At 41.7% G+C, this 24510-nt stretch carries 22 protein-coding genes and 1 tRNA gene; 15 read left to right on the plus strand and 8 right to left on the minus strand.

What is annotated here, in order from left to right; all coding sequences use genetic code 11:
* Positions 1-68: 68 nt before the first annotated feature.
* The 7 genes from H0R92_RS10360 (at position 69) to H0R92_RS10390 (ending at position 7489) form a co-directional block, all read left to right on the plus strand.
* Positions 69-995: a carbohydrate ABC transporter permease gene (locus H0R92_RS10360; protein ID WP_432964233.1), complete on the plus strand. Its 927-nt coding sequence runs from the start codon at positions 69-71 to the stop codon at positions 993-995.
* A gap of 9 nt (positions 996-1004) precedes the next feature.
* On the plus strand, positions 1005-1856 hold the full coding sequence (locus H0R92_RS10365; RefSeq protein ID WP_432964236.1) for a carbohydrate ABC transporter permease: 852 nt from the start codon (positions 1005-1007) through the stop codon (positions 1854-1856).
* 4 nt (positions 1857-1860) lie between these two features.
* Positions 1861-3471 (plus strand): glycoside hydrolase family 3 protein, encoded by a 1611-nt coding sequence (locus H0R92_RS10370; RefSeq protein WP_432964239.1) that lies wholly within the window; start codon positions 1861-1863, stop codon positions 3469-3471.
* Positions 3472-3538: 67 nt separating this feature from the next.
* Positions 3539-4561, plus strand: coding sequence for a glycoside hydrolase family 130 protein (locus H0R92_RS10375; RefSeq protein ID WP_432964242.1), 1023 nt, complete (start codon positions 3539-3541; stop codon positions 4559-4561).
* On the plus strand, positions 4554-5219 hold the full coding sequence (gene pgmB / locus H0R92_RS10380) for a beta-phosphoglucomutase (protein WP_432964245.1): 666 nt from the start codon (positions 4554-4556) through the stop codon (positions 5217-5219). The genes H0R92_RS10375 and pgmB overlap by 8 nt, the downstream gene beginning before the upstream one ends.
* A gap of 29 nt (positions 5220-5248) precedes the next feature.
* Positions 5249-5320, plus strand: a tRNA-Glu gene (locus tag H0R92_RS10385).
* 48 nt (positions 5321-5368) lie between these two features.
* The gene (locus H0R92_RS10390; protein ID WP_432964248.1) at positions 5369-7489 is read left to right on the plus strand and encodes an ATP-dependent DNA helicase; all 2121 of its coding nucleotides are present in this window, start codon (positions 5369-5371) and stop codon (positions 7487-7489) included.
* Positions 7490-7630: 141 nt separating this feature from the next.
* Here the strand turns inward: H0R92_RS10390 and H0R92_RS10395 are convergent, their stop codons facing one another.
* Complete coding sequence (locus H0R92_RS10395) at positions 7631-7801, minus strand: hypothetical protein (RefSeq protein WP_432964251.1); 171 nt, start codon at positions 7799-7801, stop codon at positions 7631-7633.
* Between the two features lie 216 nt (positions 7802-8017).
* On the opposite strand from H0R92_RS10395, the gene H0R92_RS10400 reads away from it, so the two are divergent.
* The 6 genes from H0R92_RS10400 to queA all read left to right on the plus strand — a co-directional run bounded on the left by H0R92_RS10400 (position 8018) and on the right by queA (position 13261).
* The gene (locus H0R92_RS10400) at positions 8018-8758 is read left to right on the plus strand and encodes a YebC/PmpR family DNA-binding transcriptional regulator (protein WP_432964254.1); all 741 of its coding nucleotides are present in this window, start codon (positions 8018-8020) and stop codon (positions 8756-8758) included.
* 67 nt (positions 8759-8825) lie between these two features.
* The gene (ruvC, locus tag H0R92_RS10405; RefSeq protein WP_432964349.1) at positions 8826-9308 is read left to right on the plus strand and encodes a crossover junction endodeoxyribonuclease RuvC; all 483 of its coding nucleotides are present in this window, start codon (positions 8826-8828) and stop codon (positions 9306-9308) included.
* Between the two features lie 21 nt (positions 9309-9329).
* A complete protein-coding gene (locus tag H0R92_RS10410) occupies positions 9330-10463 on the plus strand; it encodes a DNA adenine methylase (RefSeq protein ID WP_432964257.1) in 1134 nt (377 codons plus the stop codon).
* A gap of 21 nt (positions 10464-10484) precedes the next feature.
* Complete coding sequence (gene ruvA / locus H0R92_RS10415; protein ID WP_432964260.1) at positions 10485-11111, plus strand: Holliday junction branch migration protein RuvA; 627 nt, start codon at positions 10485-10487, stop codon at positions 11109-11111.
* Positions 11112-11121: 10 nt separating this feature from the next.
* A complete protein-coding gene (gene ruvB / locus H0R92_RS10420; RefSeq protein ID WP_432964263.1) occupies positions 11122-12144 on the plus strand; it encodes a Holliday junction branch migration DNA helicase RuvB in 1023 nt (340 codons plus the stop codon).
* Entirely contained in the window at positions 12119-13261 is a 1143-nt protein-coding gene (gene queA, locus H0R92_RS10425; RefSeq protein WP_432964266.1) for a tRNA preQ1(34) S-adenosylmethionine ribosyltransferase-isomerase QueA, read from the plus strand. The genes ruvB and queA overlap by 26 nt, the downstream gene beginning before the upstream one ends.
* Positions 13262-13268: 7 nt before the next feature.
* Here the strand turns inward: queA and H0R92_RS10430 are convergent, their stop codons facing one another.
* Genes H0R92_RS10430 through loaP form a run of 4 tightly spaced genes read right to left on the minus strand, consistent with a single transcriptional unit; the run spans position 13269 to position 17171 of the window.
* Positions 13269-14105 carry an FAD binding domain-containing protein gene (locus H0R92_RS10430; protein WP_432964269.1) on the minus strand — a complete coding sequence of 279 codons (837 nt, stop codon included), beginning with the start codon at positions 14103-14105 and terminating at the stop codon, positions 13269-13271.
* Complete coding sequence (locus H0R92_RS10435) at positions 14092-14583, minus strand: (2Fe-2S)-binding protein (protein ID WP_432964272.1); 492 nt, start codon at positions 14581-14583, stop codon at positions 14092-14094. Before H0R92_RS10435 ends, H0R92_RS10430 begins: the two co-directional genes overlap by 14 nt.
* On the minus strand, positions 14561-16651 hold the full coding sequence (locus H0R92_RS10440; protein WP_432964275.1) for a xanthine dehydrogenase family protein molybdopterin-binding subunit: 2091 nt from the start codon (positions 16649-16651) through the stop codon (positions 14561-14563). Before H0R92_RS10440 ends, H0R92_RS10435 begins: the two co-directional genes overlap by 23 nt.
* Positions 16641-17171 (minus strand): antiterminator LoaP, encoded by a 531-nt coding sequence (gene loaP, locus H0R92_RS10445; RefSeq protein ID WP_432964278.1) that lies wholly within the window; start codon positions 17169-17171, stop codon positions 16641-16643. The genes H0R92_RS10440 and loaP overlap by 11 nt, the downstream gene beginning before the upstream one ends.
* 121 nt (positions 17172-17292) lie before the next feature.
* Here loaP and H0R92_RS10450 point away from each other — a divergent pair, with 121 nt between their 5' ends.
* Positions 17293-17805, plus strand: a complete 513-nt coding sequence (locus tag H0R92_RS10450) for a hypothetical protein (RefSeq protein WP_432964281.1) — start codon at positions 17293-17295, stop codon at positions 17803-17805.
* Positions 17806-17815: 10 nt separating this feature from the next.
* Entirely contained in the window at positions 17816-19417 is a 1602-nt protein-coding gene (locus H0R92_RS10455; protein ID WP_432964284.1) for a hypothetical protein, read from the plus strand.
* A gap of 77 nt (positions 19418-19494) precedes the next feature.
* Here the strand turns inward: H0R92_RS10455 and H0R92_RS10460 are convergent, their stop codons facing one another.
* The 3 genes from H0R92_RS10460 to H0R92_RS10470 all read right to left on the minus strand — a co-directional run bounded on the left by H0R92_RS10460 (position 19495) and on the right by H0R92_RS10470 (position 24145).
* Positions 19495-20337: a class I SAM-dependent methyltransferase gene (locus H0R92_RS10460; RefSeq protein ID WP_432964287.1), complete on the minus strand. Its 843-nt coding sequence runs from the start codon at positions 20335-20337 to the stop codon at positions 19495-19497.
* 17 nt (positions 20338-20354) lie between these two features.
* Positions 20355-22238, minus strand: a complete 1884-nt coding sequence (locus H0R92_RS10465) for a hypothetical protein (RefSeq protein WP_432964290.1) — start codon at positions 22236-22238, stop codon at positions 20355-20357.
* Positions 22239-22543: 305 nt separating this feature from the next.
* Positions 22544-24145, minus strand: a complete 1602-nt coding sequence (locus H0R92_RS10470; RefSeq protein ID WP_432964293.1) for an ATP-binding protein — start codon at positions 24143-24145, stop codon at positions 22544-22546.
* Positions 24146-24510: the final 365 nt, after the last annotated feature.

Genomic DNA, 24510 nt, shown 5'->3' on the forward strand with positions numbered 1-24510 from the left:
CCTGACATACTGGGGCTGTCTGATAAACTTGCTTTTTTGGCTGGCCCCAATTATGCAATCGAAAAACTATGGAACAATTTAATTCTGCAAACGCGAACAACGATATCAGAAAATTACTCAAAGAGAATGTTGTTCAATATCTCATGATTTTACCGACAGTTATTTTGGTAATTCTATTCGGAATATATCCTATTGTTTATATATTCTATTACAGTTTTATGCAGTATAACGGATTTTCAGATCCGATATTTATCGGCCTATATAATTATGTTCGGGTTTTTTTAGACAGGTCATTTTGGATTTCAGTGAAAAATACATTAGAATTTGGACTGCTTATTCCAATTGTGCAGATTCCATTTGCACTTTTTCTTGCTGCTTTGCTTAATAAAAAATTTAAAGGGAGCGGAATAGCAAGAGCTATTATATTTGCTCCCAATATTACAAGTACTGCGATAATGGGAATTGTGTTTTTTCTAATGTTTGCTTCGTATAATGGTATTGTCAATGCTTTTTTACAGTCATGGCATATTATTTCAAAACCTATAGAATGGCTTGGAAATGGTATTCTTGCAAAATTGGTAGTAGTTATATTTTGTACATGGAGCGGGGTAGGTTTCTATATGGTTTTATTTCTTGCCGCACTTCAAAGAATCCCCCATGATGTGATTGAAAGTGCAACCATTGACGGAGCAAATTCCAGGCAAATTTTTTTTAAGATAACGATTCCTATGATGGGAAAAATGTTTCAAATTATTTCAGTTCTTTCTATTTTAAACACATTAAAACTTTTTGACTCGGTTAAAGCACTTACCAACGGAGGGCCTGGAAATGCCACGGATGTAATGACAATGTATATTTTTAGATATTTTTTCGAAAATCCCGGTACTCCGCAGCATGGATATGCATCGTCTGTTAGTATAGTGACTACATTGATAATTCTCATTGTTACAGGCACCTATAGCTATTTGATAAGAGGAATGAAGGATAACGGGTAGGAGTCTAATATGTTAGAGAATAAGAAAAAACGTATCATTTCACAGATATTAGTTTATTTTATTCTTGTGATTGTTATAGCTTTTATAGGATTCCCTCTTGTATATGCGTTTGGAGGATCATTTAAAACTATCAATGAATTTCTTGTTGGTGGGACAAAAATATTTCCGGATGCATTTCAATGGCAAAATTATACTAAAGCGTGGAAACAGGCAAACTTTGCCAGATATACACTAAATAGTATCTTTTTTTCATTGTTTTCGGTAATCGGAACAGTCATTACAACCAGTATGACAGGATATATTATGAGCCGCTTTAATTTTCCTGGGAAGAAAATTCTTACTCTTATATTTGCTGTTATGCTTTTTTTAATCGGTGCTGTAACGCTCTATCCTATTTTTTTACTTTGTAATAAAATGGGACTTTTGAATTCAATTTGGGGGATGGTAATTGCGGAAGTAGCTACTCTTCAGCCGTTTTATTCAATTCTTATTATGGGATACTGTGATGGAATACCGAAACAAATTGATGAAAGTGCAAGAATAGATGGAGCCGGCACTTTTCGTATATATATAGGAATAATACTTCCGATAATAAAACCCATATTGGCGACATCGGCAATTCTTTCCTTTCGGGATTCTTGGAATAACTATATGATGCCTCTTGCTTTTACTATTGCACAGCCTAAATTGCGTACTCTTACTGTAGGTGTTGTATTACTAAAAGATCAAGGAGACGGGATTGCTGCGTGGAATACAATGTTGGCCGGTACAATAATGAGCATATTGCCTATTTTAATTGTTTATATGTTTTGTAACAGATATTTTATAGAAGGTATGACACAAGGTTCAATTAAGGAGTAATTCAATGAAAGTACTTAAAACATTACATATTGAAGAACTCACTATTGAGCAAAAAATTGGTTTAATGCTTTTTATGCGAAATCCTATAGATGCTGAAGATTTAGATTTTACTTTGGAGATGATACGAAATCATAGTCTTGGCGGGATACATCTTTCTTTTCGATATGTTCATGAAAATTATTATTGTCCAGGAGAAAAATACCTGCTGGAGAAAGTTCTAGAGAATGCAGATTATCCGATTTTAATTGGAGATGACATGGAATATGGATTTAATTATGGTAATATTGAACTTCCATATCAAATGGCATTGACTTCAACTAATAATATAAAGCTGGCATATGAATACGGTCGTATTACTGCAATAGAAGCAAAAAAAGGATATTACAATACTGTTTTTGGGCCAATAATGGATATTGCCGCCTTACCCTTGAGCAGTTGTGTCGGGAGTAGGGCATATGCTGACACAAAAGAAAAAGTTTCAGAGTACGCTATTGCAACGATAAAAGGTTACCAGGATCAAGGAATGGTCGTTACAGGTAAACATTATCCTGGCTTTGGATATTCTCCGGTAGATTCACATATAGGAATGGTATATTTAGATGCAGATGAAAAAACCTTGATAAACCGTGAACTTGTTCCATATACTGAAGCAATAAAAAGTGCCGATCTTTCCGGAATAATGGTTGGTCATATTATGGTTCCAAAGGTAGACCCGCAATATCCGGCATCTCTTTCAAAGAAAATAGTTGATGTGATACGTAATCAGGGATATGACGGTCTTATGATAACAGATAGCCTTGCGATGATTGGATTGACTAATATCTTTGGACTTGAAACTTGTCATCAACTCCCTATGGCGGCCGGTATAGATATGGTTCTTACAAGTTATAGAATCAGTTGTAAAGAGGCGTACACATATATGCTGGATGCCTATAAAAAAGGTATTGTAAGTGAAGAACAAATCAATAATGCGGCAAGACGTGTGATAACGGCGCAAAATCGCACATTAAAAAAACCGGTAGTTTCTGATATCTCGGAAGAGGATAGAAGTACCGTTTTTCAAATGAGCGTCGATGCTGTTATTGATATAAGAAAAAATGGTAGTGCTACAAAGCTGTTTGACGGTACTGATTTGCTTTTTGTATTCCAAAAAGGAAACATATATGAAGATTTTGATACTGGAGAATTAAAAAGAGAAAGCTACAATTTTTTAACCTTTGAAGAAAATATAAAAAAGAATTATCCCAAAGCATCTATTCTCTATCTGCCGGAATTTCCTGCAAGAAATCAGCAGGAAAGATTTATGGCAAAGACTATGGATTACTCTCGCATAGTTATGGTTCTTGGCACTAAAAATGAGTCATACAGGGGGACAAGTGATATTCCTCGAAGAATGCTTGCGATGATGGAAGGTCTTAAATCTAAACTTGTATGTGTAATTCTTTCAGGCTGCCCCTATGCATGTCGTGAATTTTTGTATGTTCCCAGAATAATCTGTGCTTACGATGGCCAATTATGTCAAAAGATTGCTATAGATGTTCTTTTAGGAAAGAAGAAGTCAACAGGCATTCTGCCTGTTAATCTTATAGAAAGAAAGATAATGACCGAAGAATGATGGACTTGTCCGGTTTGCGGAAAATTATGAGATTTTATGAAAATTTAGGTACGAAGAAGGTATAACGATGCCTGCAATGACGAATTACCATAGTTCGGTATATATTAAGCGATATAGTAATGGAAAACCTGTATTAGATGCATCTATGGTCCCCTATGATGCACAATTGGTATTTAATGCCGGTGTCGTGAAATTTAACGGAGAGTATATAATGCTCTTTCGTGACGATTATGGATATATAGAAGGCCCATCACAATTTATGGGAGGGAACAAGTTTAAAGGGACCTATTTGGGCTTTGCAAGGAGCACCGACGGATATACATGGAAATGTGATTCGAATCCTTTTTGGAGTGCTGAAAAGATTGCTGATAATGAAATATTTAGAATATACGATCCGAGATTGACTGTAATTGAACATAAATTATATTTATGTTTTGCTGCTGATACATATCACGGACTAAGGGGAGGAATCGCAAAAATTTCGGAAAAATTAGACAGCGTTACAATAATCAGTTTGTCTTTGCCTGACAACCGAAATATGGTTTTGTTTCCGGAAAAGATAAACAATAAGTATTATCGTTTGGAACGTCCAATGCCGGTTTACTCTCGTGATGGAAAGGACAGTTTTGATATCTGGATATCAAATTCTCCGGATTTAGAATACTGGGGTGGGAGTTCGCTTTTACTGGGCTTGGAGTCGGTTTCATATGCAAATGACAAACTTGGACCTGCAGCTCCTCCGGTAAAAACAAATAAAGGTTGGTTAACGCTTTTCCATGCAGTTCACAAAGATATTTCAAGAGGAAAAAACGGCTGGGAAGATAAATGGCAAAAATGCTATATGACCGGAATAATGCTTTTGGATTTAGAGGATCCTAAAAAAATAATCGGTTTTTCAAAAGAACCTCTCATAGTTCCAGAAACATATTGGGAAGTTGATGTCGGATTTAGAACTAATGTTATATTTCCCGGAGGAATGATATTGGAAGAAAACAATGAAGTAAAAATTTACTATGGTGCAAGTGATATGGTTGAATGCCTTGCAACGGCGCAACTAGAAGATCTTATTTCATTATGTACTCATGAATAAAATTAAAGGTGTCATATTTGATCTCGATGGTGTTCTGTGTTCTACAGATACTTATCATTTTATTGCATGGAAAAATCTTGCAAAACGGCTGGGGCTTAGAATCGATGAAAGCTTAAAGGATAAAGTAAGGGGAATAAGTCGTATGGCCAGTTTGGATATTGTGCTGGGCGAAAAAAGTAGTTCGTTTACAGTTGAAGAAAAACAAAAGCTTGCAGATGAAAAGAATACAGATTATAGAAGAATGCTTTCAAATATGAATCTGGCGGATAGAAGCGAAGGAGCGTTTGAGGTAATATCGTTTTTAAAGAAAAAAGGAATAAAAATTGCAGTCGGTTCCGCCAGTTGTAATGCTCCTCTTATACTTAATAAAATAGGGCTTAGGCAACAATTTGATGTCGTTGTCGACGGCTCAATGATAAGCCATTCAAAACCGCATCCGGAAGTGTTCCAAAAGGCTGCGGATTTTCTGCATCTTTCCCCGGGGCAGTGTTTAGTTATTGAAGATGCGTATATGGGAATTGAAGCTGCAGCAAGGGGAGGGTTTGTACCTGTTGCGATAGGTACTGATGCTTCAAAACATGAAAAAGCCGTTTTCAAAATTAAAAATCTTTTAGAAATAGAAAATATAATCCCACTTGACATAAAATTCCGTTTTTGATATTATATGCAAGTCGCTTATTGCGGTATGTCTCCTTCGTCTAGTGGTTAGGACATCGGGTTTTCATCCCGACAACAGGGGTTCAATTCCCCTAGGAGATGGCAGGCCGGTTCTTTCGAATCGGCCTTTTTTTTATTTATAGGAACTCTATGGAACTTGAATCGACTCCTTTGGAATTATTGGATCCTCTTGAAGTTTCTCATTGGCTTTCGGCCGGCGGACCTGCGGAAAAAATATTCGACGGTTTTGAGGAACGCGAAGGTCAAATAGACTTATTACAGCATATTTGTACGGCTTTCAATGAAGATAAAATCGGTGTTTTTGAAGCCGGAACCGGTGTCGGAAAGTCGTTTGCATATTTGATTCCTGCAATACTTTGGGCGGTAAAAAATAAAGAACGTTCGGTTATTTCCACCGGTACAATCAATTTACAACAGCAATTATTTGAAAAAGATATTCCGGCGGTACGCCGCTTACTCGGCATTGATTTTAAAGCCGCCCTTATGAAAGGCAGACAAAATTATCTGTGTTTACGCCGTTTACATGACAGTTTGGAAGAAACCGATTTATTTGATGAAGAAAAAGAAGATTTATACACAATTCTCGAATGGTCAAAAACATCCGAAACGGGAAGTAATTCCGATTTAAGTTTTATGCCGTCTTTTTCCGTATGGCAGCGGGTTAACTCGGAAAGCGATGCTTGTTTGGGTAACCGTTGCCCGTTTTACGAAAGCTGTTTTGTGATGAAAATGCGTAAAAGAGCGGCAGAAGCTTCAATTTTAATTGTTAACCACCATTTACTGTTTGCCGATATAGAAATGCGTTCCGCGGGAGCCGGGTTTGAAGATATTGCCGTTTTGCCGCCGTACAAACGGCTTATCTTGGATGAAGCGCACGGCATTGAAAGTGCGGCGACCAGTTTTTTTTCAAGTTCGGTAAACCGCTTTAGCTTTACAAAACAACTGAATAAACTGTACCGAATACGTAAAACGTCGGCGGCGGGACTCTTATATACTTTGCAAACATTGTCTTCGGCGGAAGAATCGCTGCAAGAAGCAATTTCTTTAATTCAAGTTATCAAAACCCGCTTACAGGATATGGAAGAAGCCGCTTTGTCTTTTTTGGCGGGAGCTTCGTCATGCAGACTGTGTGAAGCTACGGTTTCGCGGGCAACTTCGTTTATCGGAGCGGCCGAATTACTTGCAAAAGAGATCGCCTCTTTATGTTCATCCGTTAGAAATCTTATCGACGGTATAAACGAAGAGGAACAAGCCGGACAATGTGTATGGGAAACGCGGCATATTTTGCGCCGCCTTGAAAGTGCGGCTTTGGTATGTAAAAATTTCGGCGAATGGGCCGATAGGAGTGCTTCCGTTTTTTGGGTGGAAAAACATTCGCTTGAAAAAGGCGGTTTTTATCCGGTTTGTTATGAAACGCCCCTTGATATAGCCCCGCCGATATACGAAAATCTGTTTGAACCCATACCAACAGTTGTTTGTACTTCGGCTACCTTAACATCGAGTTCCGCAAAGAGAACGGGCAGTTTTGTTTATTGGCTGGGAAGGACAGGCGCTTGTTTTGCGGAAAAAGAACGTTTACTGTGCGCGGAATTTATATCACCTTTTAATTATAAACAAAATCTTTTGCTGACCGTCGCTTCAGATATGCCGGTACCGAATAACGATGGTTTTCAACAAACCCTTGAACAAACAATTGTCCGCCTTATACGTTCATCCGCCGGACGTTCCCTTGTGCTTTTTACGTCTTACGAATCTTTACAATCCGCTTGTACCTATGCACGTACTATTTTGGCAAAGGAGGGGATTCGTGTTTTAAAACAGGGAGACGATGACCGCTTTCGCTTATTGGAAACTTTTAAAAAAGATGCGACAAGTGTACTTTTCGGAACCGATTCGTTTTGGGAAGGTGTCGATGTACCCGGCGAAAGTTTATCTCACGTCATTATTGTAAAACTGCCGTTCAGTGTTCCTTCGGATCCTGTTTTTCAAGCACGGTGTGAGAATTTGGATTCACGCGGATTATCGTCTTTTATGGATTTAAGCATTCCGGAAGCGATTATTCATTTTCGTCAAGGTTTCGGCCGCCTGATACGTCATTGCTCCGATTTCGGTGTCGTAAGCGTTTTGGATAAACGCCTTCTCATAATGCCCTACGGAAATTTATTTTTAAACAGCTTGCCTGAAAGTAAGCGCCTTTTTGATTCTACCGAAACAATTTGCACTTCGATTCGGCGGTTTTTGGATATTTAAAATGTTTAGCTTCTAAGAGATTTTGCCTTTAAAATAAAAAAGCCGTCCTACAGGTATCACCTTTAAGACAGCTTTTTGCTGAGTTTCCCCTCGGATGTCTAAAAACAACCAAGCTTTAGACACAAACCCCGATTGAGTCTTTTATCTAAAGTCTTTCGGACGGCGTTCGGTGCGTTTGCATTTTGTGCATTCGGCAACATTTTTTACTTTTCCGCCTTCACACATTGTTTTCATAATAACTTCACCGCCGCAGCTGCAAAAAAACTTATGGGTTGAAACTGTCGTACGAGAGTTTTTACTGGCTCCTGCCATAATAACCTCCGAAAAATAAGAGTGTATTAAATATACCCTTTTTTGCTATCTTAGTCAATCGCTTAAAAGTGACATCGGTTAAAATGTATGCTTGTAATTTTTATTTTTTTGCATTATTTGTTGTTTTTTGCCATACATGCACCTTTAATGCTGAATTGACAGAGAATTCAGCTTATGGTATAATATAATGTATTTTTATATGTGATAGGAGTTTCGATGTCAGGACATAGTAAATGGGCGACCATTAAACACGCAAAAGGTGCTGCCGACGCAAAACGGGGGCAGCTGTTTACGAAATTTATCAAGGAAATCTCCATTTCCGCCAGAATGGGCGGCGGCGATCCGGCTTCCAATCCGCGGCTTCGTACTGCGATACTCAAAGCCCGTGCCGCAAACATGCCTAAAGATAATATTGAACGGGCTATAAAAAAAGGCACGGGAGAACTCGGAGGTTCCGTATACGAAGAAAAAATCTATGAAGGCTACGGTCCCGGCGGTGTTGCCGTTTTGGTTGAAGTACTTACGGATAACAATAACCGTGCTGCGGCGAATGTACGCAATATCTTTTCAAAAAGCGGCGGTAACTTAGGAGCTACCGGTTCGGTTGCCTATATGTTTAACCGTAAGGGGGTTATCGAATACGATGCCGAAGCGGTCAATGAAGACGAGCTGATGGAAGCGGGACTTGAGGCGGGAGCGGAAGATATTGCCGCCGACAGCGGAGTTATCACCGTTACCACGGATCCGGCCGATTTTGAAACCGTTCTTGAGTTTTTACAAAATAAGGGTTACGAATCGGTTTCTGCGGGTATTTCCATGGTTCCCGATACCTATTCCAGTTTGGATGCCGATACGACACGGAAGGTTTTAAAGCTTATAGACCGTTTGGAAGAAGATGACGACGTACAAAACGTGTACTCGAACATCGATATTCCTGAGGGTTTTGAAGCAGAATAAATCGGTGACGTTTTGTTCAATGCCGGGAACCGAAAAGAACGTTTCCGGCAGCGCCCCTTTATTGAAAATGACTTCGTTCCGGCGCGTATTGGGAATAGATCCGGGACTTGCTTCTACCGGCTGGGCTGTTATTGATTATGCGGATTCGCGTTACCGCAGTGTAGGGTGGGGCGTAATAGAAACTGAAAAAGATATGAAAAGAGGCGAACGCCTTTTATATATCTATGATCAGCTTCAAAATATTTTGGATATGTATAATCCGAATGAAGCCGGTATGGAAACTTTATATTTTGCAAAAAATGTAACCAGTGCACTTGTCGTTGCCGAAGCACGGGGCACCGTAACCCTTTGTCTGAGCCGTAATGCCGTTCCTCTTTTTGAATATTCACCCAACTGTATAAAAAAAGCCGTTTCCGGTACCGCAAGGGCGGACAAGATCCTTGTTCAACAATATGTTAAATTATTGCTGGGCTTATCCGAACTTCCCAAGCCCGATCATGCCGCCGATGCTTTAGCTGCGGCTATTACTCATATTCATACTGTGCTATAACTTTTATTTATTGGACGTATTATGGTTGGTGAACATATAATCGAAACTGAAAATGCAGAATACCTTTCGGAACAGCTTATTACGTATTTGGGTAATAAACGTTTGCTCCTTGATTTTATCGGTGATGCCGTCGATATTGTAAAAAAGCGCCTTAACGCAGATAAATTGCGTTTTTTTGACGTATTTTCAGGCTCCGGTATTGTCGCGCGGTATTTTAAAAAAAATGCGTCATATTTAATTGCAAACGATTTGGAATTATACAGTTATATGATAAATACATGCTATCTTTCCAATGCCGCCGACCGCGATATGGTCGAATTGCGCGGTTTTTTTTGCGATTTAAAAGATCATCTTGAAGATTGTGAATTTGACGGCAATTGGAAGTACGGTATTTTAAGCGAATCCTATGCACCCCAAAACGATTCCAATATTAAAAAAGGCGAGCGGGTTTTTTACACGCGAAGAAACGCCGCTTATATAGATACCGCACGCAGTTTTATCGATACCTATCCGCAGCGACTGCATCCGTATTTTATTTCCCCGCTTATGGCCGAAGCATCGGTACATGCAAATACCGCCGGCGTTTTTAAAGGATTTTATAAAAATCGGGAAACAGGTATCGGAGAATTCGGCGGGAAAAACCGTGATGCGCTCAGCCGTATTATCGGCAATATCAATCTTTCGTTCCCTCTATTCAGTAATTATGATTGTGACGTTTCAATACACCGGCGCGATGCAAACGAACTTGCCTATGAGGTTCCGGAAGTGGATCTTGCATATTTGGATCCGCCTTATAACCAGCATCCCTACGGTTCCAATTATTTTATGTTAAATATTATTGCGGAAAACAAAAAACCGCACAATATAAGTCCGGTATCAGGAATCCCGGCAGATTGGAACCGTTCGGTATATAATAAAGGAAAAGAAGCGCAAAAGGCTCTTATAGAACTTATCGACGCCTTAAAAGCAAAATTCGTTCTTCTTTCGTTTAACTCGGAAGGCTTTATTTCGAAAGACGCACTCGTAAACATACTGAAATCGAAAGGTAATTTGCAGGTATTTGAATCTCCGTATAATACCTTTCGGGCAAGCCGCAATTTGAAAAACCGCAATACGCATGTTACCGAATATCTTTTTTTACTTGAAAAAAAGTGACGATACGATTATAGTAATATAATGTTTAACAGCATAACCGGAACGGTGACTTTTAAATTTTCACAAACGCTTTGCATACAAACACAGGGTTTGGAATGGGAATTGACCGTGCCCCTTACAAGTCTTGATGCACTCGGTCCTGTCGGCGAAACGGTAAAAGTGTACACATGGTTGTATCACCGCGAAGATTCGATGAAACTGTTCGGCTTTGCGACGGCAAACGAGCGATCCGTTTTTCTTGATTTAATGAAGGTTGAAGGAGTCGGCGCTAAGGCTGCCATTCGCATATTATCTTCGATAAATGCCGGCGATTTAGCTGCGGCTTTGGATTCCGAAGATATCGGCAAACTGGAAAAAATTCCCGGTGTCGGTAAAAAAACGGCACAAAAAATGATGCTTACCTTAAAAGGTAAACTGAATCTGGAAGACAGCTCAAACGTATCGAACGGCCGTATACGCGAAAACTCGTATTCGCCCTGGTCGGATGTCATTTCCGCTTTAGTAAATATGGGCTATGATAAATCCCGCTGCGAGCAAACGGTGGAAAATTTGCTGCACTTGTTATCATCGGATACGGATTTTATGGCCAAAAATAAAGTCGCTCAAGAGGAAATTCTTTTCCGCCGCGCTATTGTTGAGCTTGCATAACGGAGAAATTATGACTGAAAATATACTTAGGGCTGCGGTACAAATGGAAGAAGATCAGGATTTAAATCTTCGGCCGAAATTCCTAAATGATTTTTTAGGTCAAACAAAGATAAAAGAAAATTTAAGCGTATTTATAAAAGCTGCCCGCGAGCGTTCCGAAAGTTTGGACCATTTGTTTTTAATCGGGCCGCCCGGATTGGGCAAAACGACGCTTGCACAAATTACTGCGCGGGAATTGGGCGCCGATTTTAAAGTGACGAGTGCGCCCGCTTTGGATAAGCCCAAAGACCTTGCGGGAATTTTATCGACAATAAGCGAGCGCACCGTTTTTTTTATCGACGAAATACACAGATTAAAACCGGCAATAGAAGAAATGCTCTATATTGCAATGGAAGATTATGAACTTGATTGGGTTATAGGGCAGGGGGCGGCGGCACGTACGGTTCGTATTCCCATTCCGTCTTTTACCCTCGTCGGTGCGACTACCAAAGCCGGTATGGTTTCCAGTCCGCTTATAAGCCGATTCGGAATAGTCCAGCGTTTCGGCTTTTATAAACGTGAAGAACTTTCCGCCATTATCAAGCGTTCCGCCGGTATTTTGAACATCGGCATTGATGAGGATGCCGCCTTTATTATGGCCGATTGTTCCCGCGGTACACCCCGTGTCGCGAACCGTATTTTACGCCGTATGCGGGATTTTGCACAAGTACTGGGAGGCGGACATATTACGAAGGATATTGCCCGCGCGGGTTTGGATAAATTGGAAATCGACGCTTTAGGTTTGGAACATTATGATCGTGCGATTTTACGTTCTATTATCGAAAATTTCGGCGGCGGCCCGGTAGGAGCGGAAACCCTGGCCATTTCAATCGGGGAATCGGTCGATACGCTTGAAGATTATTATGAACCCTATTTGATACAATCGGGCCTTTTGCAGCGTACCCCGCGCGGGCGCACGGTTACCGATAAAGCGTATACACATTTGGGATTACAGGGAAAAGCCGTACATGCTGACGAAAGACTTTTATTTTAATCTCCCCGAAGATTTAATAGCGCAATATCCTTCTTCGGTGCGCGGAGAAGACAAATTGATGGTTTTAAATAAAACGGACGGAAATCTTGCACATTATATGATAGAAGATTTACCGGACCTCATGGAAAAAGACAGCCTTATGGTTTTTAATAATTCAAAGGTACGTCCTTCACGCTGTTTTGCCGTAAAACTTGATTCGGCTTCTTCAAAACCTGCGGAATTTTTGCTGATTGAAAAAATAGGCGAACATGCGGAACAAACACATGCGGAACTGTCAAAACACTGCGGAAACGGCGAACCGAAAGAACTGTGGCGTGCTATGGTAAAAAATGCGAAAAAACATCGTCCGGGCAGCCGTTATCGTTTTCAAGACGGAACTGTAGGATCGATTGTCGATTTTGCCGCCGATGAAGGAACGGAATTTCGTACTCTCGTCTTTGTCCGCTCGCAGCTTGGCGGAATGCACAAAAAAAACGTAAGCTCGGATGAGGTTTTACTTGATGAAAACTGGTTTGAACGTAACGGTCATATGCCCTTGCCGCCCTACATAAAAAGAGCCGATACGGCCGAAGACAGCAGCCGCTATCAAAATGTCTATGCGGCGATTTCAGGTTCCATCGCATGCCCTACAGCCGGCTTACATTTTACCGACCGCATTCTTGAGCGATTAAAGGCTAAGGGAATCCGTATGGCCAATCTTACCCTTCATGTCGGCTTGGGAACTTTTTTACCCGTCCGTACCGAAAATATAGAAGATCACGTTATGCACAGTGAAGTTTATACCGTATCGGAACAAACGGCTTTTGAAGTAAATTCGGCTAAACGGGACGGGCGTCCCATAACGGCGGTAGGCACGACTGCCGTACGAACATTGGAGTCTGCATGGAAAAACGGACGCTTGTGCAGCGGAACTTCTTCTACCGACATTTTTTTATATCCGGGATGCACGTTTAATGTCGTAGATCGTCTTATTACGAATTTTCATACGCCCGAATCGACTCTTTTGATGCTGGTAAGCGCTTTTGCCGGAAGAGAGCACATTTTACATGCATATGAACAAGCGGTTAAAAGCCGTTATCGCTTTTTTTCATACGGCGATGCTATGTTTATTCGCTGATTCGAAATCACATAAGCGTTTTTAAAGAATATTGAAGTAAATTCATATATTGGTTTTTTAATAGGGGCGCACAATCCTTGTTTTGGCGTATCAATTCGTCATCATACAAGCGTGAAGCCGAAGAAAGCAGGTTTTCAATATCGCGTTCATTTAAAGGCAGCCGGGAACCTATAATGGAGTTTTCAAGTTCGTGACTGCGTATGGATACGGGGCCGCAAAACGCCGCCCTCATATCTCCCAGTATTCCTTTTGTCGTATCAGCTAAAAACGTAAAAGATACCGAAAGATGATTTATTTCGTATGAGGGGCCGAGCCGGTTAAAGGCGGTTACCGACCAATCCTGCATGGGAATAAGAACTTTGGTGAGCAAAAAGCCTTGCGGAACTTCACTGAATTTTGACATAGGAATCTGTACTGTTTCGGTTATGCTTTTAAACTCAAGACGGGCGTCCATTGCCAAAAGCGGTGCATATAGACTCATTTTATGATCTGCTTTACATATATTTCCGCCTATGGTGGCTAAGTTGCGGATATTGTGAGAAGCTACCGAAGAAACGGCATCATATAAAAAATCGGGAATACGCTTTTTCCCCAATTCTAAAATGCGGTTTAAACTTACTGCCGCACCGAAACCTATAAAACGTTCTTTTTTATCTACGGTTTGCAATTCTTCGATATGCCGTATAAAAAGGGCGGCAGGCGGCAAGCGTATTTTGGTACCGTTTAAAGATTTTATACAAGAGGTACAGCCCGCCAAAACCGTTAGGGAGGGTATGTTTTTAAGCTGCTGCAAAGCATCGGTTAAATTGGAAACAAAAAAAGTATCGGGTTTAACGTAATCCATATTTTATGCTCCCCAGACGTTTTCTGCGTATATCTGCCGCCGTTAAAGCGGTTTTTACTAAAAGGTCGTCTTCCGTACAAGGACAGGAAAATGTTCGTAAAAATTCTCCTATCAATTGTTTTTCCGGTCTTTGACTTTGCTCGAGAATTTCATGTATTGCAAAGATTCTGCCGGCATTGCAAAATCCGCACAGTTTTACATCGTTTTTTTCAAAAGCCTGCGAAATATCGGAATATGCATCGGTTTTCATAAAATGTTCCAAAGTTATAATATTTTGATCTTTTACGGCTGAAACCGGAATAAGACATGAAGGTACCGACTTTTCATCGATAAGAACCGTACATACGCCGCAAAGACCTTTGCCGCAGCCGCATTTTACCGAAAACAGATTTAAATTGCGCAAAACAAAGGCAAGCGGTTGATCGGGTTCGCAGTTGACAGTTACGGAATTATGGTTAATTTTTAACGGGATTCGCATCCGGCTGCTCCTTTTGATGTTCGTCGAGGGTTTTATGTATATGCGTATAAATTGTTTCCGGGCCGATAGGAAAATCGGCAATTCTGTACCCTAAAGCTTGTGATACTGCACTGCCTATGGCGGCCGGCAAAACATTGAATATGAGTTCACCTATTTGCTTCGGCTCGCTTTCTCCGGGAATAAAATTGATAAAAACCGTCGGTATCGGATTGGTTTGGAATTCTTCGGAACAGGAAAACAAGCGCTTTATGCATTGTTGTATAACCGATTCCGCTTTTGAATCATATAAAATGGTTCCCCCGTCTATGGTTACCCAAATGTTCCGTACTGTATACGTATAGGTTTTGGGATTTAATTCCACTTCCGCCGCAGCCGCCGCCCATGAGGTTGTATAAAAAGGGGTGCCGCAAAAATCGTCATAATTCCACATGTTTTTTTTACCTGGAGCAAGGCTTCGTTTAACCCGTATCGGAAGCGGTTGGCGGAATCGGAGCTTTTGTATAGCTTCGCAACATTTTTTTAATAATTGAGTCATAATACTTATGTTGCTTATAATCGTTTCGGGCAAATCGTTTTCTTCACTGTGTGAATTACAACTGTCAATAACAATCGATTTTGTCGGAATTGATAAAAGGTCGGCGGCTATATTTTTCCAAATACTCGATACCGTTGCCGATGAAGCTTGTGCGTAGATAACCGCACTGCCGTCTTTTTCCATAGAAACTTCCAAACTTTGCCGTAAAGAATTAACTTCCGTACCTAAAAAACCGTTACCTTCATATGCGCAGGAAAATCCGATTCCCCGTATCGGAACAGTGGAAAACAAATAATGCGATTGTAAGCCGGTTAATTTATAACTTGCATATTTACGGTAAAAATCGCTTCTTTTAATCACATCGTGTATAACATCATGAATAGGGGACGTTTCAAATTTAAAAGGGAAGGAATGCCGTGTTTTATGCGTATCGAATATATTTTTTAAACGTACGTCAACGGAATTTAAATTGGAAATACGCGACAATTCCTGTATTTGAGATTCTATTGCATAAAATCCGTGATAGTCGGCCCATTGCATGGAGGCCGTTCCGGGCGCCGTCCGGGAACGGTAGGCAAAGCCTTCTACAATAAGATTTTGAGGTTTATATATGCTTATGCAGGAAACGGCGAGTCTGTCAAGAATAGCCGATATAAAGGGATTAAAGGCCCCCGCATCTATTTCAATACGGACGGAAGCTGCGGTTATCGAGCCTTGTTCGTTCAAAGCCGTTTTATGCCGAATCGTTACGGGCAGCGGATTATCTATATATAAAAGCTGTTCGCGGCGTGAGAGACTCAGTAAAACGGGAGCTTCGGTAAGTATTGCCGCAAGCGCACATTGAATGCTTAAAACGCTGTTATGCCACGGAGCATTTGTTTTTGCGGAAGAAGAGGGTGTTTTGTATAATTGTATGCGTGATTTATCGATGTTTAAAACGGAACACATATTGTGATATAAATGACTCGGCCAGCGGCTGGGTGTATAAACGGTAAGTTCGTTGTTTTGAAAACGGCAAAAAGCACCGTCCGTTTCCGTATGAGAGGGAAACCGTACATTGAGTTTATACGTTTTGTCGCTTTTGAATTGCGATGTACTCCATGCTTTATCGAAATTGCCGAAACTGTAGCGACGGCTTGCCGCAATTTCTTTATCCGTTTTATTTTTATCGGGAAATGAACGTGTATATGTAATTTCCAATTCCGCTAAAAGCTGATTGAGTTGTATATAATCGGGACCTGTAAGAATTCCGATAGGCTCTCCCTCATATGAGATTGTTTCGGCTGCAAGCAGCGGAAATTCGGTATTAAACGTATGTATTTTGTTTTCGCCCGGAATGTCTTTTGCCGTAAACAATCGGTAGCCTTCGGGTAAAGACGAATGCCGTATGTCGCGGATTGTACCGTCCGATACGGGGCTTCGTACCAATACGGCATATAAAAGATGTTCGTCTTGTTTGTCGCTGTAAAATACGGGCGAACGGTGAATTTCGATTGTTTTGGTTTTATTTTGTTTTATATTTTTAGACTTCACGGCTGTGCTCCTCCAAAACATCAAAGGCAAGATCTATTAAAAAATTTTCATTTGCAAAATCGAGGGATATTTTTGCCCGTTTTTTACGTTTATCGACTTTTACAATCAATCCTTCCAAGCCCTGCATAGGCCCCGACTTTACAATGATACGATCATTTTCATCAAACGTAACCAGCGATGTATCCGCTAAGCCCCCGAAATGTAAAAAATGCTGCAATACCGTTAAATCCCGCCCCGTTATCGGTGTGATTTCTTTATTGTTTTTTAAAAAACGGGTAAAATTCTTTGTTCCCCTCATAATATTAAAAAGTTCCGGATCTATTTCATCTGCGGCAACAAAGATATAGCCGGGAAAAACGGGGCGAATTTCATCACTTGTTTTGCCCATGCGCCGAACGGATAATTTCCGTTTCGGGAACATAAATTCCTGCTTATCGTGGCGAAAACGCAAATATTCGTTGAGCTGCGCTATATACGAGTCTTCTTTTAGAGTCCGCACCTGTACTGCAAAATATTTCATCTGATTTTGATACTATCACAAAAAAGGGCTTTCTTCAATCATAAGCTTTTTTTTGTTAATACTGTTGGAAAAAAAACCGACAATAAAATAAGGATAAAACATGATTGATACGGAGGGGAAAATGAAAACCGCAGTACGATTTTCATTTTTTATATTATTTTTTTTCTCGGCGGTTTTTTCGTTTGCTTCTTCCGTAAGCGTATTTATGTATCAAAAAGATGCCGGGGTCGATTTGTTGCGCGGTACTACAATTGCCGTTGAAAATGAAGTGCTTGAAACCCTGTTCGACAGCGGGTATATCGTTTCAAGTGTTGCCGCCGCAAAAACCGATGCCGATATAAATCAAGCTCTTGCCGAAGCGTTAAAAAACAGTGCGGAAGGTTTTTTTGATATTATGGTACAAATTACAGTGCGTTATAATGATATTATTCCTGAAAATCCGGCAAAGATTGTTTTTTCCGATATACAAAGCATAGATTGGCGTATTTTTCGCGTAAAAAATAAAACCTGCATAGCGGAAAAAAAACAGGATATCGGACAAAAATATGAAGGGGAAACCGACAGCAAAGCGCTAAAGCGTGTCGCAAAAGAAGTCGGTTATGCTATCGAAAAGATATTACAAGGGGTACGGTAAGAGGTTTTGTATGATAAAAAAACACAGTATAAAAATAATAAGCTCGGTTTTGATTTTTTTTCTTTTTATGTCAGCATCTAAACCGTCGCTTGACGGAAGGGCCGTGGTTGCAAATGGGGGAGAGCTGCCTCCGGGACTTTATGTAAAAACGGCAGCATTTTTGCCCGGCGATACGGTTCTTATTACAAATCCTGCCGCAAAGGTAAGTGTGGAAGCATTGGTTTTCGGAACTTTCAGCGCTGCCGAGGGAATTGCCGTTATATTATCGCCGGAAGCGGCACAACGGCTTTTTATTACAAAAGATTCAAACAGCATCGTGCAAATAACCAAAAACGGCAGCGATATGGAGATGTCGGTTTTGTCAAAGGCATTTGAAGCCGTTTCTCCTGCGGCTTCGGTACAATCTCCCGTAACGGTGCAGGAACCCGTAACGGCCGAAACGCACAGTGATACTGTACCGGCGCTGCCCGAACCGACGATAGCCGATTCGACCGAAGTCGCTGTCGTCGAACCTGAAATTACCGCCGCCGTACACGCGGCAGATGTTCACAGTACCGCCGATAGTGTGCTTGAAGCTGCCGAAAACGCAGTTGAAAACCTTCCCGCTGCGGAAGAAACCGGCTACGTTTTTACTCCTTTTGCCGATACGCAAGCGGCTGAATCCTCCGCTGAAGATTCAAGTGCCGTTTTTGAAGAACCGCCCGTACAAGTTGCCGAAATTCCTGAGCAAACGGCCGAACCTTCGGCGGAAGATTCGACTCCCGTTATTGCCGTATCCGATTTTGAAAATGAAGTACCGGCAGAAATTGCGGAACATATTCCCGCAGAAAACGGAGAACCGGTTGCGGCGCAAGAGCCTCCCGCCGAGGAGCCGGTTGATACGGTTTTTGTTTTTTCCGACGAACCGATAGCTGACGTATCATCCGACGTGCTGGCCGATGCAACGGCTGACGTAGCGGCCGATGAACCGATAATCGAGGGAGAGCTTGCCGAAAATACCGACAATGCGGACCTTGCCGAGAGCGTGCCTGAAGTTTCGGCTGTAATCGAAGAAGAATCCGTTTCCGAAAAAACCGTAATCGAACCCGAAATCGAAACGGAAAATGCCGTTGCGGCGGAAGAACCGAATGTTTTAATCGAAGCGCAAAGCAATCCTCCCGCCGCAGCCGAAATTGCGGTTATAGATTCGGATACCGCGGATACGGATGAAGATGCAACAGCAGAAATACTGCCGGATTATTTTGTGTATACCGAAAAACCGGCGGAAACTGAAGCCGAACTTACATTTACAGAGCCTTCAAAATCCGAAAAGTACGATTACTCAAAAATAGTCGAATCAGTACATAAGGATGCATATCTTATAGACGGTATTGCTTCTTTGGGCAGGGGAAGTTATTGTATACAGCTTGCCACGTATAAAAATGAGGCGAATATAGCCGACGTCTTTGAAAAATATGCGGACAAGTACCCCCTTCGCCTTATCAAGTCGGAAAAAGTGCCGGGCGCTTATCAAGTTATTATAGGTCCGTTAAATAAAGACGAATATCCGGTTATCTTAAAGCGCTTTGTTTTATGGGGCTTTAAAGATGCTTTTTTGCGGGAAGTACGTTGATTTTTCCGCACGGAGGTGTGAAACTAAAAAAAAACAAATATGCTGCTCAGCTGAAGCTTTTAAACATGCGGCTTTTCTTATGCCGAAAAGTCCATACGGATAATTGCCATTTTTAAAAGGGAATCGCCGATTTTTGCTAAAAAACGGTGCGCTCCCTTAATGCCCGGATTTTTCATATCGTAGTAGCCGAGCATATAGCCTTTGCTTGTTACCCGTATTTTATCCGACCAGTTTAACTGACGAGCGGCATTGTTTACGCTGAAAAAACCGCCCACATCGCTTATGCCCATGTTTTTTAAGCTTTTTGAAAGCATTAACTCCAAGCCTTTTTTGCCGACCGTATCGAAAATCAAGCGGCCGCCCGGATAACGCCGTGAAAGTTCTAAAACAAGATTTTTTACGTCTTCTCTTTTAAAGTAGTGAAATACGCCCGCCGCAAAAAATACGGCGCCGTTATCCCCGGCGACTTCTTTCATCCATGAGTAATCTTTTAAATCGCAGGCGATGTTTTTTTCGCGCTCACCTACAGGTATAAGCTGCGTACGGATTTTTATAACGTCGGGAAAATCGACGTTGATTATGCGGCAGCTTCCGTTGTCGCAGGTTTTTCCCGTTTGATCCAAACCGCAGCCCAAATTAACGACTGCGGCTTTAGGATGCGTTTTTAGATAGTCGTTAATTTCGTACATAATGTCAAGCTGCCGCATTGCCGCTTCAAGGGCGCCGAATTCGTAGGCAAACGAATCTTTTTTTGCTTCCTGTTCGGAAAAATCGTAATCCAGCTTTTCGCACAGCTTTTTTGCCGACATATCGTTATATAAGTCAGGAAATTTTTCGGCACACATTTTTCTTCCGTAAAGGGGAACAATAAGCGTTTCCTGAACGGAGTTTTTTTCAATACGTATTTTTTTCTCCTGCATGGACATCCTCCTTATTTTTATTTATGCACCATAACTTGTCCGTTTTTTATGTATACCGTTTTTCCGTCCGATGTGATTGTACCCGGATATGAGATACCGTCAATAAAAACTTTGTGGATGATTTCTCCGTCTTTTTGAGCGGTGTATGCCGCTGTGCTTCCGTCGGGGGAAAATCGGAAATCGGTAACAGCGTTAAAGGGACCGTCCTGTGCTTTTCCTGCGACGATAAATGTTTGCCAGTCCAGTTCGGCAATGTAGGCGAGTGTACTGCTGTCGGGAGAAAATTCCAAATCGTGCACGGTATCGTAAGGGCCGGTTTTTTCTTTGTTTAAATTGACATACCATTTGCCGCCTATTTCAGTCTCGTACGCCAATTTACTTCCGTCCGGCGATATTTTAATGTTGAAAATATCGATATCATCAATGGGACCGTCTTCGTCTTTTCCGTCTATGATAAAACCCTTATTCTCTTTTTGTACCGCGTACATAAACAGTTTTCTATAGGGAAAAACATTTATGGGATAGGCATCGTCAATGGGGCCGATTTTTTCTTTCCCCTCAAATATATAACGGCCGCTGTCCGTTTCCGCCGCATAGGTTAAAACCGTTCCGTCGGGAGAAAATGTCAGCCACCCGATATCGTAAAAGGGGCCGCTTTTTTCAGTTCCTGCGCATACATACCATTCATTGTCGTCGGATTTTGTCACATATGCCAGTGTTTTTCCGTCGGGGGAAAAGGTTAATCCCGCGACCGTATTAAAGGGGCCGTTTTTTTCGCTTCCTTCGAAAAAATAAAATTTGCCGTCTATGACGACAGTGTATGCGGATTTGCCGCCGTCCGGAGAAAAAACGAATTCAAAGACTTCATCAAAGGGACCCGTTTTTTCTTTACCCGTAATAATATACCATTTGTCGTCTATGAGTGCCTTGTATACGAACGTACCGCCGTCCGGCGCGCTGTCCGGCGAAAACAAAAAGCCGGACGTATCGTCAAAAGGGCCGGCTTTTTCTTTACCCGTAATAACGTACCGTTTTTCACCTATGGACGCGCTATATATTAAAGTATTGTCGTTCGGAGAAAACACTAAATCGGAAATACTTTCAAAGGGGCCTGCCTTTTCTTTCCCTGCACAGAGGTACCGCTTGTTGCCTATTACAGCCGTATATATAAGTGTTTTCCCGTCAGGGGAGAATGCCATATCGTCGATATAGTAATCAAAGGGGCCGGCTTTTTCGGTTCCCGTCATAATATACCATTTTCGGTCTATACGGGCTTCATACGTTACCGTATTGTCCTTCGGAAAAAAGGCCAAGTGTGAAACCTCTTCAAAGGGGCCCGCTTTTTCTTTTCCGGTGAATACGTATTCTTTGCCGTCCATGCGGGCACTATATGCGAATGTACAGCCGTCAGGCGCGCCGTCCGGAGCAAACAATATATCGGATGTGTTTTCGAAGGGGCCTGCTTTTTCTTTTCCGGTAAAAACGTATTCTTTGCCGTCTATGCGGACTCTGTATGCCAATGCCGTTCCGTCGGGGAAAAATGAAAAATCGATAATCTCATCAAAGGGACCCGCTTTTTCTTTTCCCGCGGTAAGGCTCCACTTACCTTCCGATTTAGCGCAATATGCATATGTTTTTCTATCGGGAGAAAGGCGCACAATCGGACGCTCGTTGTAAGGCCCCGACACTTCTTTTTTATGCTGAATGTAATATTCGGTAAGGGTGGAAATAAGGCCCTCTTTTTCTTTTGAAAACACAATCAGCGGTGTTTTATTGTTAACAAGATATACTTCCAAAATGCGGCTTTCTTCAACATCAATACTGCCTAAAGCTTTTTCATTAAACGAACAAGCCGTTACGGCAATAACTGCAAAACAGATACATAAGAGCTTTTTGAGCACTGTTTTCCCCTTCGGCATGATTTTTACTGTGATGTAATAAGTATACAGTATAAATAGAGCGATATACAAGCTGTAGGAATTACACACGGTTCCCCATAAAAACTGCATTTTCCCGATTTTTTACTACTTTCACAAAACATTTTCAATGCCGCTTTTATTTTTATGCAGGGCAAACCGCAGGTTCGGTTTGTGTTTCCCTGTGTTCGAAAGACGGCGGGATGTGGACAAGGCTGCACGCCTCCAAGTTTCGCTTGCGAAACTTGCCGCATAGAATCGCACGTCCGGTGCGATTCTATGCCCGTTCCTCACTCAATAATCCAGTCTTTAATCGTCCGCTTTTTTTCATCAAAGCTTGCACCGACGGCTATAACTTTTTTGCCGCTTCCGGAGTACCTGTCGGCGTAGCCTTTTTCGCGTATTTGCTTCAGGGCATCTTCGGCCGTGCCGTTGGACGTGAGCTTAAACTCGAAGATGTACACCTTGTCTTTAAACTCGACTGTGCAGTCGGCCCTGCCTGCGGCGCAGTGAACTTCCGTATGTACAAATTGGTTCATAAGGGCAAAGACAAGATAGACTGCCGTTTGGTAATTTTGCTCGCGCAAAGCCAAGTCTTTTTCGGTAAGACTGTCGTAGGGAATGCCTGAGATGATATCTTTCAGCTTTTCCATAAAGCCGTCAATGTCCGCCGCTTCTATCTGCTCGTAAAACTCCCAAATTGAAAGCCCCGTTTTATCGCTTCGCACGGAAGTGTATGCGGGCAGTAAATTATCCAAAAAACCGTAACGCACTTCATCGTTGGGGAAGCCTAAACGGTACAGGCCTGCAAAATCGTTATAGTCTTTAATCGTTACATAGCCCGCTTGGAACAGTATGGGCAGGGGATTTACGGCATCGGCCCGGTAGGTTTCCAAACCCGCTTCGTTGATTTTGACGTTTCCGTCAAGGTCGGGAATATTGTAATAGGCTTTTTTAAGATAGTCGACCAAAAAGGTGGGCGTTCCCGTTGCAAACCAATAGCTTGAAAATTCTCCCGATGCAAACACATTGAGCAAACTGAAGGGATTATACATTGCGCTTCCTTTCCGAGCAAATTTATAGCCGTCATAGCGCTGCTTTAGTTTTGCAAGGGCTTCTTCATAGCTCAAGCTGTTTTTTTCGGCAAGGTTTTTAATTTCGGGCACAAAGCCTTTTTCAAGTTCTTCCTGCGAAATGCCGCAGATACCCGAATAATCCGAAAGAAGGCTTAAATCGCGTAAGTTATTCAAATCGCTGAAGATACTTACTTTGCTGAATTTGGTAACTCCGGTTAAAAAGGCAAAGCGGATATATTGGTCGGCACTTTTTATAACGCCGAAAAAACTTTTAAGAACGGTGCGGTATATTTCGTTGAGGTTTTCGTCTTTCCACATGGTTTGTAAAAGCGGCTTATCGTACTCGTCGATGAGGATAACCGCCTGTCTGCCCGTTTTTTCGCAGGAGCGGTTGATTACACCGAAAAAGCGTTCGGTAATCGTATTTTCCGAGTCTTTACGGCCGTAGAGTTCTTCCCACCTGCACAGATGATTATTTAAAAGACTTTCCAAATCTTCCCGTGTTTCATATTTTGAAGGGTTAAAATCCAAATAGAGTACCGGATATTCCTGCCAGATTTCGCGTTTTTCTTTTTCGGCTTCTTCATATGTTTCAAGCGCCAAGCCCTTAAAGAGTTCTTTTTGACCGAGAAAATAGGCTTTGAGTGTTGAAAGAAACAGGCTTTTTCCGAAACGGCGCGGCCGGCTTAAAAAATATGGGGCGGGATCTTTTACCAAATTCCATATATGAGCGGTTTTATCAATATAAAAAAAATCGTTTGTTATAAGTTTTTCAAAGCTTTGCACGCCTATGGGCATCTTTCTGACTGTACTCATAAGCCGATTATAGCACAAAACCGCCGAATTGACAATGAAAGCAGCTTTTTGATATCCCGGCACGGATGCCGGAAAAAGCCGCAGATAAATGAGTTTTATAGAGCGCTCGGTGCTTTATAAAACTCAAGTTTCAAACCGTGCACGGATGTAGTTTGAAAACCTCACGTCCTTGTTCGGTTTTCAACTCCGGTTTTACGCTCCGCGTAAAACCGATTATTTATGGCTTTCCCGTACCTCCTTGTACGGGATTTGAAACAACGGTGAAGGCAGGGACACTACACTATTGTTGTTTTAACATGGAGATAATAGAAGGTGTGCGATGGGGTTTCGCGCCCGCAAATAGTTCAAAACCGAACCTCCTGTTC

The sequence above is a fragment of the Treponema sp. OMZ 840 genome (genome assembly GCF_050937815.1).
Taxonomy (GTDB): domain Bacteria; phylum Spirochaetota; class Spirochaetia; order Treponematales; family Treponemataceae; genus Treponema_C.

What these genes read in the sequence shown, in the direction of transcription:
- H0R92_RS10360 (WP_432964233.1), top strand. Translation starts at nt 69, where the DNA reads ATGGAACAATTTAATTCTGCAAACGCGAACAACGATATCAGAAAATTA.
- H0R92_RS10365 (WP_432964236.1), top strand. Translation starts at nt 1,005, where the DNA reads ATGTTAGAGAATAAGAAAAAACGTATCATTTCACAGATATTAGTTTAT.
- H0R92_RS10370 (WP_432964239.1), top strand. Translation starts at nt 1,861, where the DNA reads ATGAAAGTACTTAAAACATTACATATTGAAGAACTCACTATTGAGCAA.
- H0R92_RS10375 (WP_432964242.1), top strand. Translation starts at nt 3,539, where the DNA reads ATGCCTGCAATGACGAATTACCATAGTTCGGTATATATTAAGCGATAT.
- pgmB (WP_432964245.1), top strand. Translation starts at nt 4,554, where the DNA reads ATGAATAAAATTAAAGGTGTCATATTTGATCTCGATGGTGTTCTGTGT.
- H0R92_RS10390 (WP_432964248.1), top strand. Translation starts at nt 5,369, where the DNA reads ATGGAACTTGAATCGACTCCTTTGGAATTATTGGATCCTCTTGAAGTT.
- H0R92_RS10395 (WP_432964251.1), bottom strand. Translation starts at nt 7,801, where the DNA reads ATGGCAGGAGCCAGTAAAAACTCTCGTACGACAGTTTCAACCCATAAG.
- H0R92_RS10400 (WP_432964254.1), top strand. Translation starts at nt 8,018, where the DNA reads ATGTCAGGACATAGTAAATGGGCGACCATTAAACACGCAAAAGGTGCT.
- ruvC (WP_432964349.1), top strand. Translation starts at nt 8,826, where the DNA reads ATGACTTCGTTCCGGCGCGTATTGGGAATAGATCCGGGACTTGCTTCT.
- H0R92_RS10410 (WP_432964257.1), top strand. Translation starts at nt 9,330, where the DNA reads ATGGTTGGTGAACATATAATCGAAACTGAAAATGCAGAATACCTTTCG.
- ruvA (WP_432964260.1), top strand. Translation starts at nt 10,485, where the DNA reads ATGTTTAACAGCATAACCGGAACGGTGACTTTTAAATTTTCACAAACG.
- ruvB (WP_432964263.1), top strand. Translation starts at nt 11,122, where the DNA reads ATGACTGAAAATATACTTAGGGCTGCGGTACAAATGGAAGAAGATCAG.
- queA (WP_432964266.1), top strand. Translation starts at nt 12,119, where the DNA reads ATGCTGACGAAAGACTTTTATTTTAATCTCCCCGAAGATTTAATAGCG.
- H0R92_RS10430 (WP_432964269.1), bottom strand. Translation starts at nt 14,105, where the DNA reads ATGGATTACGTTAAACCCGATACTTTTTTTGTTTCCAATTTAACCGAT.
- H0R92_RS10435 (WP_432964272.1), bottom strand. Translation starts at nt 14,583, where the DNA reads ATGCGAATCCCGTTAAAAATTAACCATAATTCCGTAACTGTCAACTGC.
- loaP (WP_432964278.1), bottom strand. Translation starts at nt 17,171, where the DNA reads ATGAAATATTTTGCAGTACAGGTGCGGACTCTAAAAGAAGACTCGTAT.
- H0R92_RS10450 (WP_432964281.1), top strand. Translation starts at nt 17,293, where the DNA reads ATGAAAACCGCAGTACGATTTTCATTTTTTATATTATTTTTTTTCTCG.
- H0R92_RS10455 (WP_432964284.1), top strand. Translation starts at nt 17,816, where the DNA reads ATGATAAAAAAACACAGTATAAAAATAATAAGCTCGGTTTTGATTTTT.
- H0R92_RS10460 (WP_432964287.1), bottom strand. Translation starts at nt 20,337, where the DNA reads ATGCAGGAGAAAAAAATACGTATTGAAAAAAACTCCGTTCAGGAAACG.
- H0R92_RS10470 (WP_432964293.1), bottom strand. Translation starts at nt 24,145, where the DNA reads ATGAGTACAGTCAGAAAGATGCCCATAGGCGTGCAAAGCTTTGAAAAA.